The organism is Pseudolysinimonas kribbensis, assembly GCF_039531715.1.
Classification (GTDB): domain Bacteria; phylum Actinomycetota; class Actinomycetes; order Actinomycetales; family Microbacteriaceae; genus Pseudolysinimonas; species Pseudolysinimonas kribbensis.
Map to the genome: position 1 here is coordinate 403,416 of NZ_BAAAQO010000003.1, position 15,283 is coordinate 418,698.

The 15,283-nt window shown below is 71.8% G+C and carries 17 protein-coding genes; 13 read left to right on the forward strand and 4 right to left on the reverse strand.

The window, feature by feature from the left end; all coding sequences use genetic code 11:
* Positions 1-118: 118 nt before the first annotated feature.
* From rpsB to ABD285_RS08520, 5 genes are all read left to right on the forward strand, one after another.
* Positions 119-1,222 carry a 30S ribosomal protein S2 gene (rpsB, locus tag ABD285_RS08500; RefSeq protein ID WP_284252964.1) on the forward strand — a complete coding sequence of 368 codons (1,104 nt, stop codon included), beginning with the start codon at positions 119-121 and terminating at the stop codon, positions 1,220-1,222.
* A gap of 75 nt (positions 1,223-1,297) precedes the next feature.
* A complete protein-coding gene (tsf, locus tag ABD285_RS08505; RefSeq protein WP_284252963.1) occupies positions 1,298-2,125 on the forward strand; it encodes a translation elongation factor Ts in 828 nt (275 codons plus the stop codon).
* Between the two features lie 226 nt (positions 2,126-2,351).
* On the forward strand, positions 2,352-3,086 hold the full coding sequence (gene pyrH / locus ABD285_RS08510; RefSeq protein ID WP_284252961.1) for a UMP kinase: 735 nt from the start codon (positions 2,352-2,354) through the stop codon (positions 3,084-3,086).
* Positions 3,083-3,451, forward strand: a complete 369-nt coding sequence (locus ABD285_RS08515) for a hypothetical protein (RefSeq protein WP_344201926.1) — start codon at positions 3,083-3,085, stop codon at positions 3,449-3,451. The genes pyrH and ABD285_RS08515 overlap by 4 nt, the downstream gene beginning before the upstream one ends.
* The gene (locus ABD285_RS08520; protein WP_284252955.1) at positions 3,448-4,290 is read left to right on the forward strand and encodes a DUF3097 domain-containing protein; all 843 of its coding nucleotides are present in this window, start codon (positions 3,448-3,450) and stop codon (positions 4,288-4,290) included. Before ABD285_RS08515 ends, ABD285_RS08520 begins: the two co-directional genes overlap by 4 nt.
* A gap of 43 nt (positions 4,291-4,333) precedes the next feature.
* Here the strand turns inward: ABD285_RS08520 and ABD285_RS08525 are convergent, their stop codons facing one another.
* Positions 4,334-4,948 carry a TetR/AcrR family transcriptional regulator gene (locus ABD285_RS08525; RefSeq protein WP_284252953.1) on the reverse strand — a complete coding sequence of 205 codons (615 nt, stop codon included), beginning with the start codon at positions 4,946-4,948 and terminating at the stop codon, positions 4,334-4,336.
* Between the two features lie 50 nt (positions 4,949-4,998).
* On the opposite strand from ABD285_RS08525, the gene ABD285_RS08530 reads away from it, so the two are divergent.
* From ABD285_RS08530 to ABD285_RS08540, 3 genes are all read left to right on the forward strand, one after another.
* Entirely contained in the window at positions 4,999-6,498 is a 1,500-nt protein-coding gene (locus tag ABD285_RS08530; protein ID WP_344201931.1) for an MFS transporter, read from the forward strand.
* A 61-nt stretch (positions 6,499-6,559) separates the two neighbouring features.
* Complete coding sequence (frr, locus tag ABD285_RS08535) at positions 6,560-7,111, forward strand: ribosome recycling factor (protein ID WP_284252949.1); 552 nt, start codon at positions 6,560-6,562, stop codon at positions 7,109-7,111.
* On the forward strand, positions 7,111-8,169 hold the full coding sequence (locus tag ABD285_RS08540; RefSeq protein ID WP_344201934.1) for a phosphatidate cytidylyltransferase: 1,059 nt from the start codon (positions 7,111-7,113) through the stop codon (positions 8,167-8,169). Before frr ends, ABD285_RS08540 begins: the two co-directional genes overlap by 1 nt.
* On the opposite strand, the gene ABD285_RS08545 is transcribed toward ABD285_RS08540, so the two are convergent.
* Entirely contained in the window at positions 8,139-9,407 is a 1,269-nt protein-coding gene (locus ABD285_RS08545; RefSeq protein WP_344201937.1) for an FAD-dependent oxidoreductase, read from the reverse strand. The two genes, ABD285_RS08540 and ABD285_RS08545, sit on opposite strands and share 31 nt — an antisense overlap.
* A 33-nt stretch (positions 9,408-9,440) precedes the next feature.
* On the opposite strand from ABD285_RS08545, the gene ABD285_RS08550 reads away from it, so the two are divergent.
* The 5 genes from ABD285_RS08550 to ABD285_RS08570 are packed head-to-tail and all read left to right on the forward strand — an operon-like array spanning position 9,441 to position 12,010.
* The gene (locus ABD285_RS08550; RefSeq protein WP_284252945.1) at positions 9,441-9,992 is read left to right on the forward strand and encodes a DivIVA domain-containing protein; all 552 of its coding nucleotides are present in this window, start codon (positions 9,441-9,443) and stop codon (positions 9,990-9,992) included.
* Between the two features lie 38 nt (positions 9,993-10,030).
* On the forward strand, positions 10,031-10,660 hold the full coding sequence (locus tag ABD285_RS08555; RefSeq protein ID WP_284252943.1) for an aggregation-promoting factor C-terminal-like domain-containing protein: 630 nt from the start codon (positions 10,031-10,033) through the stop codon (positions 10,658-10,660).
* A gap of 35 nt (positions 10,661-10,695) precedes the next feature.
* Entirely contained in the window at positions 10,696-10,980 is a 285-nt protein-coding gene (locus tag ABD285_RS08560; RefSeq protein ID WP_284252941.1) for a hypothetical protein, read from the forward strand.
* On the forward strand, positions 10,977-11,717 hold the full coding sequence (locus ABD285_RS08565; RefSeq protein WP_284252939.1) for an alpha/beta hydrolase: 741 nt from the start codon (positions 10,977-10,979) through the stop codon (positions 11,715-11,717). Before ABD285_RS08560 ends, ABD285_RS08565 begins: the two co-directional genes overlap by 4 nt.
* Complete coding sequence (locus ABD285_RS08570; RefSeq protein WP_344201944.1) at positions 11,714-12,010, forward strand: rhodanese-like domain-containing protein; 297 nt, start codon at positions 11,714-11,716, stop codon at positions 12,008-12,010. Before ABD285_RS08565 ends, ABD285_RS08570 begins: the two co-directional genes overlap by 4 nt.
* A 23-nt stretch (positions 12,011-12,033) precedes the next feature.
* Here ABD285_RS08570 and ABD285_RS08575 read toward each other — a convergent pair whose 3' ends face one another.
* On the reverse strand, positions 12,034-13,092 hold the full coding sequence (locus ABD285_RS08575; RefSeq protein ID WP_284252934.1) for an AI-2E family transporter: 1,059 nt from the start codon (positions 13,090-13,092) through the stop codon (positions 12,034-12,036).
* A 50-nt stretch (positions 13,093-13,142) separates the two neighbouring features.
* Positions 13,143-15,119, reverse strand: coding sequence for a hypothetical protein (locus ABD285_RS08580; RefSeq protein ID WP_284252933.1), 1,977 nt, complete (start codon positions 15,117-15,119; stop codon positions 13,143-13,145).
* Positions 15,120-15,283 lie beyond the last annotated feature (164 nt).

Here is a 15,283-nt window from a genome sequence, read left to right on the forward strand (position 1 = left end):
CAGCGAGCAGGCGGATGCGCGCCCGGCACCAGGGATCGCGACCACCGTCGCCGATCGACACAACCGAGAAGACGCCGGCCGCTGCGCGAGCGGAGCCGGCAGAAGAAGGAGAACGGCCATGGCCGTCGTCACCATCCGCCAGCTGCTCGACAGCGGCGTGCACTTCGGACACCAGACCCGCCGCTGGAATCCGAAGGTCAAGCGCTTCATCCTGACCGAGCGCTCCGGCATCCACATCATCGACCTGCAGCAGTCGCTGGCCTACATCGACAAGGCGTACGACTTCGTCAAGGAGACGGTCGCCCACGGCGGCTCGGTGCTGTTCGTCGGCACCAAGAAGCAGGCGCAGGAGACGGTCGCCGAGCAGGCGCAGCGCGTCGGCCAGCCCTACGTCAACCAGCGCTGGCTCGGCGGTCTGCTCACCAACTTCCAGACGGTCTCCAAGCGCCTCGCGCGCATGAAGGAGCTCGAGGAGATCGACTTCGACGACACGACGAAGGGCTTCACCAAGAAGGAGCTCCTCATCAAGAAGCGCGAGCTCGACAAGCTGCACAAGACGCTCGGCGGCATCCGCAACCTCACCAAGACGCCGTCGGCGATCTGGGTGATCGACTCGAAGCGCGAGCACCTCGCGGTCGACGAGGCGACCAAGCTCGGGATCCCGATCATCGGCATCCTCGACACCAACGCCGACCCCGACGAGCTGCAGTACCCGATCCCGGGCAACGACGACGCGATCCGCTCGGTCGCGCTGCTGACGCGGATCATCGCCGACGCCGCCGCCGAGGGGCTCGTGCAGCGCCACCAGGCGCCCGCGGCCGAGGGCAACGTCTCGGCCGTCGAGCCGCTGGCCGAGTGGGAGGCCGAGCTGCTGCACGCCTCGGAGAACCCGCAGTCGGAGGCCGAGCGCATCGAAGCCGTGGACCAGGGCCCGGATGCCGAGGCCAAGATCGCCGAGATCGTCGCCGCCGAGGTGCCGGTGGAGGAGAACGACGCGGATGCCGACCTCGCGCTGACCGCGCCGGTCGAGGACGCGTCGCTGGTCGTCGAGCACGCGCCGGAGTCGGAGGAGGCCGCCGAGGCCCGCCTCGAGGCCGAGGCCACCGAGGCCGAGAAGCAGACGCCGGCCCAGAAGAAGGCCGCCGCGAAGGCGAGCGCCGAGGCCGACGCCGAGAGCGCCGAGTCCGCCGACGCCGAGCCCACCGCGGCCGCCGAGAAGTAACCCGCCCGCGCGAACGGAGATGCGGGCCGAGCGCCCGGCATCCTGAGTTCATCTGACATCAGTAAGGAAGCATCCATGGCCAACTTCAGTCTGGAAGACGTCAAGGCCCTGCGCGAGCGACTCGGCACGGGCATGGTCGACACGAAGAACGCCCTCGTCGAGGCGGAAGGCGACGTCGAGAAGGCCGTCGAGATCCTGCGGCTCAAGGGCGCGAAGGGCAACGCGAAGCGCGCCGACCGCTCGACGAGCGAGGGTCTCGTGTCGGTCGTCGAGTCGGCGACCGCCGCGACCCTGTTCGAGCTCGCCTGCGAGACCGACTTCGTCGCGAAGAACGAGAAGTTCATCGCGCTCGCCGAGCAGGTCGGGCAGGCGCTCGCGGACTCCGGCGCCGAGACCGTCGACGGGGCGCTCGCCGCCCCGGCCGGCACCGGCACCGTCGCGACCCTGATCGACGACGAGGCCGCGATCATCGGCGAGAAGATCGAGCTGCGTCGGGTCGCCCGCCTCACGGGTGACCACTACGCGATCTACCTGCACAAGACGAGCCAGGACCTGCCGCCGCAGGTCGGCGTCGTCGTCGCCTACCAGGGCGACGACGCGGCGACCGCGCGCAGCATCGCCCAGCACATCTCGTTCGCCGACCCGCAGTACCTCGCCAAGGCCGACGTGCCGCCGGCCGAAGTCGAGAACGAGCGCCGCATCGTCGAGGAGATCAGCCGCAACGAGGGCAAGCCCGACGCGGCCCTGCCGAAGATCGTCGAGGGTCGCCTCGGCGCCTTCTACAAGCAGGTCGCCCTGCTCGAGCAGGAGTACGCCCGCGACAACAAGCAGAGCGTCGGCAAGGTCGTCGCGGATGCCGGACTGACGATCCAGGGCTTCGCCCGGTTCAAGGTCGGCGCCTAACGCATCGCACAGCGCATTGCACGAAAGGCCCGGGAGCGATCCCGGGCCTTTCGTCGTCCGACGGTCGCGCAACTCGGGTAGCGGCGGCCCGTCGTCCACCGGTGCTGCGCGAACGGCTTCCGCGGCCCGAGTTCGGCGGAGGTGGCGGCGAAGCGAGCTCCGCCGGCATCTACGTACCCCGCCCCACCGGTTACCCTGGACCGAGCCGACCCCGCGAGGAGCCCCCATGACCGACCGCCGCCGCCGCGTCCTTCTCAAGCTCTCCGGAGAGGCGTTCGGCGGGGGATCGCTCGGCGTCAATCCCGATGTCGTCTCCGGCATCGCGCAGGAGATCGCCGCCGTCGTTCCGAAGGACGAGCACGACCCGGAGGGCGTCGAGGTCGCGGTCGTCGTGGGCGGCGGCAACTTCTTCCGCGGCGCGGAGCTCAGCCAGCGCGGCATGGACCGCGGGCGCGCCGACTACATGGGCATGCTCGGCACGGTCATGAACGCCCTCGCCCTGCAGGACTTCCTCGAGAAGGCCGGCGCCCCGGTGCGCGTCCAGTCCGCGATCACGATGTCGCAGGTGGCCGAGCCCTACATCCCGCTGCGTGCCGAGCGCCACCTCGAGAAGGGCCGCGTCGTCATCTTCGGCGCCGGTGCCGGCCTCCCGTACTTCTCCACCGACACCGTGAGCGCCCAGCGCGCGCTCGAGATCGAGGCGGACGCCGTGCTCGTCGCGAAGAACGGTGTCGACGGCGTCTACTCCGCCGACCCGCGCACCGACCCGAACGCGCGGAAGCTCGATCGCGTCACCTACCAGGACGCGCTCATCCAGGGTCTCAAGGTCGTGGACTCGACCGCGTTCAGCCTGTGCATGGACAACCGGATGCCGATGTACGTCTTCGGCATGGAGCCGGCCGGCAACGTCACCACGGCGCTCCGCGGCGGCGACGCCGGCGGCACGCTGGTGACGGCGTGAGCTCGACCGCGCACATTCTGAGTGCCGGAGCCGTGCGGCGCCGGGCGCCGTGGGACGTCGCGCTGTCGGTCGTCCTGCTCGTCGTCGCCTACCTCGCGTACTGGATCGGCACCGTCTTCGCGTTCGTGAGCCTGTCGATCCTGGCGCCCTGCCCGGACGGGGTCTGCGGTACCGCGCAGGCGGGGGGCGTGCAGTTCGTCGCGGCCCTCGTGATCTTCCTCCTCGGCGTGGCCGGCACGGCGGCGACGATCGTGCTGTTCCTGTTCCGCCGGCGCTCGTGGTGGGCCGCCGCGACGACGCTCGTGCTCACGGTCGCCGGCTGGTTCACGGCGTTCGGCCTGTACTCCGCAGCGCTCACATCGTGAGCGACGACCGCTACGGCGGCGACGTGCTCGCGGGCGACTGGCGCCGCGCCGGCCGCCCGGTCGTCCCCGAGGTGGATGCCGATCCGGGCCTGGTCGTGGAGCTGCCCGAGCCCGGCGGCCGGGAGGGGTTCGTCGGCGCCGTCCTCGGGGTCGTGAAGGGCGTCGTGGAGCTCGAGGACCGGCGCGGGGCACGGCGCTCCTTCCCGCTCGGCGCCGGGTTCCTCGTCGAGGGGCGCCCGGTGCGGCTGCGGGCTCCCCGCATCGCGACGCCGACCGCCGGGGCCCGCACGGCATCCGGTTCGCGGGCCGCGCCGGAGCAGCGCGCCCGGGTGGCACGCGCCCATCGCATCTGGGTCGAGGGCCGGCATGATGCCGAGCTCGTCGAGAAGGTGTGGGGCGACGATCTGCGCGCCGAGGGCGTCGTGGTCGAGTACCTCGAGGGCGTCGACCATCTCGCCGACCGGCTCGCCGAGGTGCGCCCCGGGCCCGAGCGCCGCATCGGCGTTCTCGTCGACCATCTCGTGCCGGGGTCGAAGGAGAGCCGGATCGCCGAGGCCGCGAGCGGCGCGCACGTGCTCGTCGTCGGACATCCCTACGTCGACGTCTGGCAGTCGGTGCGGCCCGAGCGCCTCGGCCTGCAGCGCTGGCCGGAGATCCCACGGAGCACGGAATGGAAGCACGGCATCTGCGAGGCGCTCGGCTGGCCGCACGCCGACCAGGCCGACATCGCCCGTGCCTGGCAGCGGATCCTCGGCCGGGTGCGCAGCTACACCGACCTGGAGCCCGCGCTGCTCGGGCGGGTGGAGCAGCTCATCGACTTCACGACGGCTCCCGAATGACCATTTTGTGCAGGTTGCTCGTGCAGCGCCCCGCACAAAGTGGTCATTCGCGGGTGGTGACGCCGGCGGTCAGCGCGGCGAAGAGGCGGGCGAGGCGCCGGCCGTGGTCGGTCGCGAGCTCCTCCTCCGGGTCGCCCGCGAGCACGCGTCGCGCGGTCTCGACGAGCACGGTGCGGTAGCCGGCGATGAATAGCGCGGCGAGCAGGGTCGCGTCGCCGTCGAAGCCCGGATCGCGCTCCAGCTCCTTGGCGAGGGTGCGCTCGAGGTCGAAGCCCAGCTCACGCGCCCGCGAGATGAGGGCGGGGGATGCCGCGACGGTCCGGAAGAACGGCGCCGCGAGCGGCGCGAGGCCCGAGAGCGCATGCCGGCGCGCGACGAGGTCGTCGGCTGCGGCGTGGAGGGCGGCGAGGACATCGGTGCCCGGGTCTCGGTCGCGCACGGCGCCGAGCAGCACGTCGGAGGCGTCCACGGCGCGGTCGAGGAAGAGGTCCTCCTTGCGCGGGAAGTGATTGAACACCGTGACGCTCGAGACGCCGGCCTCGCGGGCGACCTCGGCGACGGTGACGGCGTCGAAGCCGCGTTCCAGGAACAGCCGCGACGCGATCCGGGCGATGCGCTCGCGCGTGCGCGGGCCGCCGCGCTCTGCTGTCCGGGGCATTCCCGACCTCATTTCCTTGTGCGACTAACTTTAGTGTGTAAAGTAATCGCATGACCACACCGACCGCCGCCACCCGGCGCTCCCCCCGATCCTTGCGCGATGCGTGGATCGCGCTGGCAGGGCTCTCCGCCGTCTTCCTCTTCGAGATGCTCGACAACTCGATCCTCAACGTGGCGCTGCCGACCATCGGGCGCGACCTGCACGCCAACACGACCTCCCTGCAATGGGTGACGGGCTCCTACGCCGTCGTCTTCGGCGGCCTCATGCTGCTGTTCGGCGCCATCGCCGACCGGTTCGGCCGCCGGCGCGTGATGCTCGTCGGCCTCCTGCTGCTCGCGGTCGTGAGCCTCGGCACGCTGTTCGTGAGCTCCATCGGTGAGCTCATCGCCATCCGGGTGGCCATGGGGGTCGCGGCGGCGATGACGACCCCGGGATCGATGGCTCTGGCCTTCCGGCTGTTCGGCGACGACGGCACCCGGGTGCGCGCCATCAACCTCATCTCCACCGTCGGTCTCATCGGTCTCGCTGTCGGGCCGACCGCCGGCGGCCTCCTGCTCGCCGTCGCGCCGTGGCAGGTGCTGCTGCTGGTCAACGTGCCGATCGCGTTGCTCGCGTTCGCCGGCATCCTGACCGGGATCGCGCCCGACGTCGCGACGGACCTGCACCGCGTGCCGCTTGACCTCGCGGGCGCGGCGCTCGGCACCGGCACCGTCGTCCTCGCGCTGGTCGCCCCGACGCTGTTCGTCGACGAGGGCGCCGGATCGTGGATGCCGTGGGCCGTCGCCGCGGCCGCGGTCGTCGCCGGCGCATCGTTCGCCGTCCGCCAGCGGACCGCGCGCCACCCGCTGCTCGACCTGCGCCTCATCGCCCGTCCGCTGGTCTCCAGCGGGCTCGCCTTCAAGGCGGCCGCCGGTCTCGCGATCGCGGCGCTCGGCTTCCTCGTCACGCTGCAGCTGCAGCTCGCGTGGGGGTGGTCGCCCGCCGCCGCCTCGCTCGGGATGCTGCCGCAGGTGATCGTGCTGATCGCGGGCGGCGCGATCGTGAGCCCGTTCGTGCGGCGGGTGGGGCTCGGGCGCGCCGCCTGGATCAGCGCCGGCGCGGTCGTGGTCGGACTCGCCGTCTGGACGGTGCTTGGCTCCCTCGGCTACGTCTGGGTCGCCCTCGCGCTCGCCCTGGTCGCGGCCGGTCTCCGGGTGGTCGGCGTGGTCGCGGGCACCAACGTGCTGCGCGGGCTGCCCGCGAACCGCACGACGATCGGGGCGGCGCTCGTCGACACGGCCTCCGAGGTCACCACCGGCGTCGGCATCGCGGTCGCGGGCACCGTGCTCGCGGCCCTGGTCGGCGGCGACATCACGTCGTCGTGGACCGCCGCCCAGTCCGCCGGGTTCCAGGAGGGCGCCCTGATCGCCGGCGCCGTGGTCACGGCGATCGCCGCGGTGCTCGTGACCGTCGGATTCCTCCGCGCACGAGCCGGCGACGCGGCCGTGGCCGCCCCGGATGCCGCGCCGGCGACCGGTCCGGTGCCGGATGCCGCGGCCGATCCCGCCTGACCCGCGCCGCTCGGCCACCCGGCTAAGCTGGATCGACGTATGTTCCCGTGAGGAGATCGACGTGATCAGTGACGTGCTCGCCGAGGCCCGCGAGAAGATGGACCGTGCCGTGGAGGTCGCCAAGGACGACTTCGCGACCGTGCGCACGGGGCGCGCCAATCCCGCCCTCTTCCAGAAGATCCCCGTCGACTACTACGGCACGCCCACGCCGCTGAACCAGCTGGCGGGCCTGCAGAACCCCGAGGCGCGCACCCTCATCATCACGCCGTACGACAAGACCGCGCTCAAGGAGATCGAGAAGGCGATCGTGGCCTTCCCGAACCTCGGCGCCACGCCGACCAATGACGGCACGATCATCCGGGTGACGATGCCCGAGCTGACCGAGGACCGGCGCAGGGAGTTCGTCAAGCTCGTGCGCTCCAAGGGCGAGGACGCGAAGGTCGTGCTGCGCAACCTGCGCCGGAAGGCCAAGGACGACCTCGACGGCCAGAAGGAGGTCGGCGAGGACGAGATCGCCCGCGCGGAGAAGGAGCTCGACGCGATCACGAAGACGCACGTCGACGCGATCGACGAGGCGCTCAAGCACAAGGAAGCCGAGCTGCTCGAGGTCTGATGGCGATCCCGCCCGACGAGCCGACCCCGGCGCCGCGAGCCGATCGGCGTCACGCCCCCCGAGCCGACATCGAGGCCGGGCTGCGGGAGGCCCGCGCCCAGCTGGATGCCGCCAACGAGGCGATCAACCGCCGCAGCGGACGCAACCTGCCGGCGGCGATCGGCATCGGCATCCTGCTCGGCGGGGCGCTGATCGTCTCGCTCATCATCCTCAACTGGCTGTTCGTCATCTTCGGCGCCGTGCTGGCCGGCTTCACCGCGTGGGAGCTGTCGACCGCGATCCGGGTGGGGGGCCGGATGACGCCCCGCGTCGTGTCGGTCGTGGTCGGCATCCTCGTCATGCCGGTCGCCTTCTACGCGGCGGCGCCGCCGGACCCCGACGGCTTCGCCTTCTGGCGCGACGTGACGCACCCCTACGGACTCGGCGTCTCGGTGCAGGGCCTCTGGCTGGGCGTGCTCGCCGCGATCGTCATCGTGACGCTGTGGCGGCTGGTCGAACTGCTCCTGCCGACGCACCGCACGGGCGGGCGCAACGTGCTGCTCGACATCGGCGCGGGCGTCTTCGTGCAGGTGTACGTGACCTTCATGGCGGGCTTCTACATCGTGCTGACCGCGTCATCCGGGCCGCACGCGAGCTCCGTGGGCGGCCAGTACTGGACGCTCGCGTGCATGATCATCGTGGTCGCGACCGACACGGGCGCCTGGGGAACCGGGATCTGGCTCGGCAGGCACAAGCTCGCCCCGAACATCAGTCCCGGCAAGACCTGGGAGGGGTTCGCGGGATCCATCGTGGTGGCGATCATCGCCGGCGCGATCCTCGCGCCGCTCATGCTGCACGTGGCGATCTGGGTCGGAGTCGTCATGGGCGTGCTGCTCGCGCTCGTCGGCACCGCGGGCGACCTCACGGAGTCGCTCATCAAGCGCGATCTGGGAGTCAAGGACATCTCCAGCTGGCTGCCGGGGCACGGCGGCTTCCTCGACCGGCTCGACTCGATCCTGCCGAGCGCGGCCGTTGCGTACGCGATCTACTACGTGCTGGGCGTCGCCGGACTGCGCTGATCCGACCGGGTCGGCGGCACGTCGTCGAGTCGCTCCGGCCGGAACCCCCGCCCGACGATCCTCGCGGCCGCGCGCCGGGCGATCGGGAGCGCCAGGGCGAGCATCGCGCGCTCGTACCAGCGCGGCGGTGTGTGCAGGATCGCGGCCGAGCGTCCCGCGATGAGCCGGTGCGCCCGCAGCTGCAGGGCCTGCATGTGGGTGACCGGGGGAAGTCGTCGCCGCTGCAGCGCGGCGAGGTGCGGGGCGAGGTCGGAGCCGTCGCGCAGGGGAGCGGCGAGCGCGTTCGCCGCGGCCACGGCATCCTGGATCGCGTAGTTGATCCCGACCCCGAACGCGGGCGACATCGCGTGCGCGGCGTCGCCGATCGCGAGCAGGCCGGGGGTCCACCAGCACTCGAGCCGATCGATCTGCACGGCGAGCAGCTTGACCTGGCTCCACTCGGTGATCGCCTCGGCGGAGCCGCGCAGGAAGGGCGCCGCCCCGGTGATCCGGTCGCGCAACGCGCCCAGGCCGGCCGCACGCACGTCGTCGAAGGCGCCCTTCGGGATCAGCAGGCCGCACTGGTAGTAGCCGGTGCGCGGGATGGTCACAAGCATCGTGCGCGGCGTCACGTAGGCGAGCGTGTCGGGCGGCACCTCGCCCGCGGGTAGATCGAGCCGGAACCAGAGCACGTCGATCGGCACGCCGAACTCTCGCGGCGTCAGGCCCGCCTCCGCCCGCAGCCGATCGTCGCGCCCGTCGGCGAGCACGGTGAGATCGGCGTCGATCCGCAGCTCGCCCCGGTCGTCGCGGGCGACGAGCCCCGTCGTGCGGCCGGTGTCGTCGCGCTGCAGCGCCACCGCCTCCGTCGACATGAGCAGCCGGAAGCCCGGCAGCGTGCGCCCGTGCTCGGCGAGGAGGTTGAGCAGATCCCACTGCGGCATGAGCGCGATCTCGCGGTTCGGGCCCCGCAGACTCGCGAAGTCGATCGGGTGCAGGCGGGTGCCGTCGAGCACGATGTCGAGTCCCGAGACGCTGTGGTGCCGGATCGCCTCGAACCCGTCGCGGATGCCGAGCTGGTCGATGATGTCGAGCGTCGAGGGGTGCACGGTGTCGCCGCGGAAGTCGCGCAGGAAGTCGGCGTGCTTCTCGAGCACCACCACGTCGACGCCGGCGCGCGCCAGCCCGATCCCGAGCATCATGCCGCCGGGGCCGCCGCCCGCGATCACGCACCGCGCACGAAGCCTGCGCTGCTCCATGGTTCGCACACTACCTGTCGGTAGGATCGCCCGGTGAGCTCGACCTTCCCCCGTGTGTCCAAGGGCCGCGGCTACGACACGGCCGAGGTGGAGGAGTTCCTGGAGCTGGCGCGGCGCGCGTATTCCGCCCCGGCGGGCCAGGCCGGCCTCGACTCCGAGCGGATCCGCACGACCGCCTTCTCGATGCGGCGTCGCGGGTACCAGCCCGACGTCGTGGATGCCGCCCTCGAGCGCCTGGAGGACGCGTTCGCGACACGCGAGCGGCAATCCGCCGTCGAGAGCGCGGGCGACCAGGCCTGGTATCTGCGGGCCCGCGGGAGTGCCGAGGTCATCCTGTCCCGCATCTCGCGCCCGCGCGGTCATCGGTTCCGCCGGCTCAACTGGCTCACGGCCGGCTACTCCGTGCGGGAGGTCGACATCACGATGGACCGCATCCGGCGGTTCTTCCAGACGGGGTCGACCCTCGGTGTCGACGACCTGCGGCAGGTCGCGTTCCACTCCCAGCGCGGGGGATACGCCGAGGCCCAGGTGGACGCGCTGCTGGATGCCACCATCGCCGTGATCCTGGCGGTGCGCACACCCTGAGCGGCCCGCGGAGGGTCGTCGATTACAATCGGACGACTGTGGGCGGTTCATCGAGCGAAGCGGTGCACTATTCGCCGCGCCGCCACGCGGTGCGGGCGCAGAAGCAGGGCCGTGCGCGCTACGCGCTGTCGCTGCTGGCCGTGACGGTCTCGTTCGGGCTGATCGCGCTCACGCTCGCCCAGCCCCGGATGCCGGCGGTCGCCGCGACCGCCGACCCGCCGCGGCCGCACCACGGTCAGACGTTCGCGCTGTCCGCCGTCACGGTGGCGGCCGTCACCCGCGACGGGTTCTCGGTGACCAAGCCCGAGCCGCCCCGCGTCGCCGCCGCGCCGCGGCTGGGCGTCCCGCGCGCCGCCGCCCCCGATCCGGGCACGGCGCAGGCGATCGCGTACGGGATGCTGAAGGCCCGTGGCATGGGCGACGACCAGTACTCGTGTCTCGTCACGCTCTGGAACCACGAGTCGCACTGGAACGTCTACGCCGGCAACCCCGTCTCGGGGGCGTACGGCATTCCGCAGGCGCTGCCGGGCTCGAAGATGGCGAGCGCCGGCCCGAACTGGCAGAGCGAGGCGGCGACGCAGATCACCTGGGGCCTCGGCTACATCTCCGGCCGGTACGGCACCCCGTGCGCCGCGCTCGCGCACTGGCAGTCCTCCAACTGGTATTGACGCGGCCGGAGCTGACGCTTACGTAGGCTGGGATGGTGCCCCGCCGCCGCTTCCACGCGCCTGAGCCGGAGCCGCTCGATCTCGAGCGTGCCCTGGCCGGCCGGCTGCGCGTCGAGACGCGCCGCGACGGTGCGTGGAACGTGCAACCGCAGTCGGCATCGTCCGCGGTGAAGGTGTACGTCTGCCCCGGGTGCGGGGGCGACATCGAGGTCGGGACCGCGCACGTCGTAACCTGGCGCGCCGACGGCATCATGGGCGCCGATGACGACCTGGCCGGCCGCCGGCATTGGCACGCGCACTGCTGGAGGATCCGCACGTGAGCGACGCCGCCGAGGCCGCCATCGCGATCCGGTCGGGCGTCGAGCTGCCGGCCTGCCGCGAGAACGTCGAGCTGCACACGAGCGACGGCCTCACCCTGGTCGGCGAGCTCGCGCTGCCCCTCGATGCGGACCCGGTCGCGACGCTCGTGTGCCTGCATCCGCTGCCGACGCACGGCGGGTTCATGGACTCGCACATCATCCGCAAGGCGGCGGCCCGGCTGCCCGAGCTCGCCCGGATCGCGGTGCTGCGCTTCAACTTCCGCGGCGTCGCGTCGCCGCGCGGTCGCAGCGACGGCGAGTTCGGGCACGGGATCGCGGAGCGCGCCGACCTCGCCGCCGCGATGGACCTGGTGGCGGCCCGCGCGCTCCCGCAGCCGTGGCTGCTCGGCTGGTCGTTCGGAACGGAGGTCGCTCTCAAGTGGGGCCTCGAGCAGCCGATCGTCGGCGCGATCCTGCTCTCGCCGCCGCTGCATCGCACGACCGGGACCGAGCTCGCCGCCTGGCAGGGCAGCGGCAAGCGGCTGGTGGCCGTCATCCCGGAGTTCGACGACTACCTGCGGCCGGCGGAGGCCGCCGCCCGGTTCGCCGTCGTGCCCGACGCCGACGTGGTCGCCGTCGATGGCGGCAAGCACCTCTGGGTCGGCGAGAAGCAGACCGCCCGGGTGCTCGCCGAGATCGTCGCCCGCGTCAACCCCGCCGCCCTGCCCCTGCCCACGGAATGGAGACCACGGCGATGAAGAGCATCACACCGGCCGAGTTCGCCCGGCTCGACCACGCTGCGCTGATCGACGTGCGGGAGCCGTACGAGGTCGCCCAGGTGAGCGTGGCCGGCGCGGTGATGCTGCCGATGAGCTCGCTGCAGGAGCACCTCGCCGAGCTGCCGGAAGGCCCCCTGTATGTCCTGTGCCACTCGGGCGCGCGCAGCGCGCGCGTGACGCTGTTCCTCGAGCAGCAGGGCTACGACGCCGCCAACATCGAGGGCGGCATCGTCGAGTGGGAGGCCTCCGGCCTGGCCGTGCAACGGGGCTGAGCCGACCCGAGCGCTCAGCGGATTCAGAGGGCGTTCTGCCGGGGCACGATGACCTGCTTCACGATGAGGAGGATCGCCGCCGCCACCGGAATAGCGATGAGGGCACCCAGGATCCCGAGGAGCGTGCCGCCGGCCAGAGCTGCGATCACGACGACGACACCCGGCACCTTGACCGCGCGGTTCATGATGTTCGGGCTCAGCACGTATGCCTCCACCTGCATGTAGATCAGGTAGTAGATCCCGCAGATGATGAGCGCCCAGATGTTGAAGTCGCTGAACAGCCACGCCGAGAACGTGATGATGATCGATCCGACGAGCGTTCCGACGAGCGGGATGAGCGAGAAGAGGAACGCGATGAAGGCGAGCAGTGCGTAGTACTTCACCCCGGTGGTCAGCGACATGATGAGCAGGAAGATGAAGCTCAGCACGCCGTTGCAGAGGCCCAGCCCGACCTGCCCGATCACGTAGCGCCCCACGGCCTTGCTGATCTGCTCCGAGATGTCGATGAACGTCTCGCGCTTGGTGGCCGGCACGAACTGGTAAAGGCCGCGCTTGATGCTCGACAGCGAAGCCACGAAGTACAGGGTCAGGATCGCGACGATGATCACCCCGAACACGCCGGAGCCGATCGTCGTGACGGTCTGCAGCACGCCGCCCGTGATCGACGACACGTTCTTGTTGAAGAAGTCCTGCACGTTCTGCAGGACCGCCGAGTACTCCAGCCAGGGGATCGTGCCGTTCCACCACGTCTCGATCTGCCCGTTGTTGAAAGCCTTGGTGATCGTCGGGATCTGCCCGATCAGATTGCTGATCTGGTCGCTCAGCACCGGGATGAGTGCGAAGACCAGGCCGGTGAAGACACCCAGGATGACGACCAGCACCGTGACGATCGCGGCGGTGCGCGGGAACTTGTGCCGCTGCAGGAACGACACCGCCGGATCGATGCCGAGCGCGAGGAAGAGGGCCGCGCCGACATAGGTGAGGATCGTCGCCAGCGACGTCAGGGCCCCGCCGATGACGATCGCCACGAGGACGCCGAGCCCGCCGAACAGGCCGAGGCGGAAGGCGTTCTGGATCTTCACGCTCGAAGGCTACCGGAGCGCTCCGTCGTCACCGCGCGGCGCGGCGCGGCTCAGGACGCGTGCTCGCGCTCGAGGGTCTCCTCGTCGACGTCGCCGGCATCGGCGGCCTCGTCGTCGGCCGATCCGGCCGGCTCGCCGGCGTTCGCGGCGGCGGGCTCGTCGGCCTGCTCCATCGGGAAGCCGTGATCGGCGGCGGCGCGCTCGGCCTGGGCGAGCATCCCGCGCAGGCTCTGCAGGTAGCCGGCCACCGACTCGCGCTCGACCCGGATCTGCCCGAGCCGCTCCTCGGCATCGCCGAGCAGCTGTGCGGAGCGCTCCTGAGCCTCGGCCAGCTGCGCCTTGGCCCTGGCGTCCGCGTCGGCGAGCGTCTGCTTCGCGCTCTGGCGCGCCTTCTCGATCGACTCGGCGTTCTTCTTCTTCGAGTCGGCCGCGATCCGATCGGCCTCGGCGCGCTTGTCCGCAGCGTCCTTCTGCGCGGCCTCGAGCTGCGCCTTGGCCTGACGCAGATACTCCTCCGTCGCCTTCGCCGCCTCCGCGTGCGTGGCGGCGTACTCCTTCTCGGCGGTGTCGCGCCGGGCGCTCAGCTCGACCTCGAGGTCCGAGCGGGCCTGCTCGGCCGCGGCCGCGAGGGTCGCCGCCTGGGCGTCCGTCTCGTGCTGGATGCGCGCGCGGTGGTTCTCGAGCTCGTGCTCGATCTCGGCGCGCTGCCGTGCCAGCTCGCGATCGTGGTCGGCGCGCTCCTTCTCCAGCTGCGCCGCGTGGACGCTGCGCGCCTGGGCGAGCTCCGCCTCCAGCGCCGATCGCGCACCGGAGACCTCGGCGGCCAGCGTGTCCTTCGCGCCCTTGCGCTCGGCCTTCCACGCCGCCTTCTCGCCCGCCAGCTCGGCGTCGTGCGCCGCGCGGGCGCCGGTCAGGTCCGACTCGAGCGAGCTGCGCTGCGCCGCGACCTCGGCATCGATCGCCGTGCGCTTGGCGGTGACCTCCTCGTCGATGCCCGCCAGCTTGGCGGCGAGCTCGTTCTCGACCTCGGTGCGTCGCGCGGTGAGCTCGGCCTCGAGCTCGGCACGGCGGCCGGTGATCTCCGCCTCGAGCTCGGCGCGCGAGCGGCTCACCGTCGCCTCGTGCTCGGCCTTGGCCTGCTTGACGGCGGCGTCATGCTCGACCTTCGCCTGAGCCGTGCGGGCGGTGAGGTCGGCGCGCGCCTTCTCGGTCTCGGCATCGAGCGCCGCGTTGGCGGCCGCAGTGTCCTGTTCGAGTGCGAGCCGTGCCTCGCGGGTCTCGCGCTCCAGGTTGGTGCGACCCTCCTCGAGCTCGCGCTCGAGGTCGGCGCGACGGCGCTGCTCCTCGGCGACGAACTCCGCGCGGGCGCGCTCGGTGTCACGGGAGAGGGCGGCGGCCTCCTCCCGGGCGGCCGCGACCTCGCGCTGGGCGGCGACGCGCAGCTCCGCCGCCTCGCGCTCGGCCTCCGCGCGGATGGCGGCGCCCTCGCGCGCGCCGGTCGCCTTCGCGTCCGCGACCTCGGTCGCCGCGGCCCCGCGGATCGACGCGGCCTCGCGCTGAGCGTCCTGCAGCAGCGTCGCGGCCTCGTCGCGCGCGCGGGTCAGCAGCTGCTCGGCGTCGGCCGCGGCGTCCGCGCGCACCCGCTCGACGTGCTCGTTCGCCTCGCCGACGACGCTCTCGGCGTGCTCGGCGGCCTCCTGCCGGAGCTGGGCGACCTCCGCCTGCACGGCGGCGCGCATCTTCTCGGCGTCGATGTCGGCCTGGCTGATGAGGCGGGTCGACTGCTCCTCGGCGATACGGAGCGTGTTCTCGAGCTTGGTCCCGAGGCCCGAATAGGTGGGGGAGCCGACCTCGTCGAGCTCCGCCTGCAGGTCTTCGGCGACGGCCTGGAGGCGCTTGAGCTCCTTGGTCTGCTCCGCCTTGTCGGCGTTCGCCTTGATGAGGTCCCGCCGGAGCCGGCTGACCGTCTCGTCGACCTCGTCCTTTTTGTACCCTCGGAGCTCGGTCCCGAATGCGTCGTCTGCCACCGCTTCGCTCCTTGATCGCTTGGGGGGAACCATCCGAGTGTAACGACGCCCGGTCACCTGACGACCCCCGTTCGGGGACGCCCGCGGAGGGCCCGCCCCCGCACCTGCCCAGAGTCCTCCCAGACGTTGGCCGGGCGCTCCGGTATCCTGGAACGTCTTCGTCC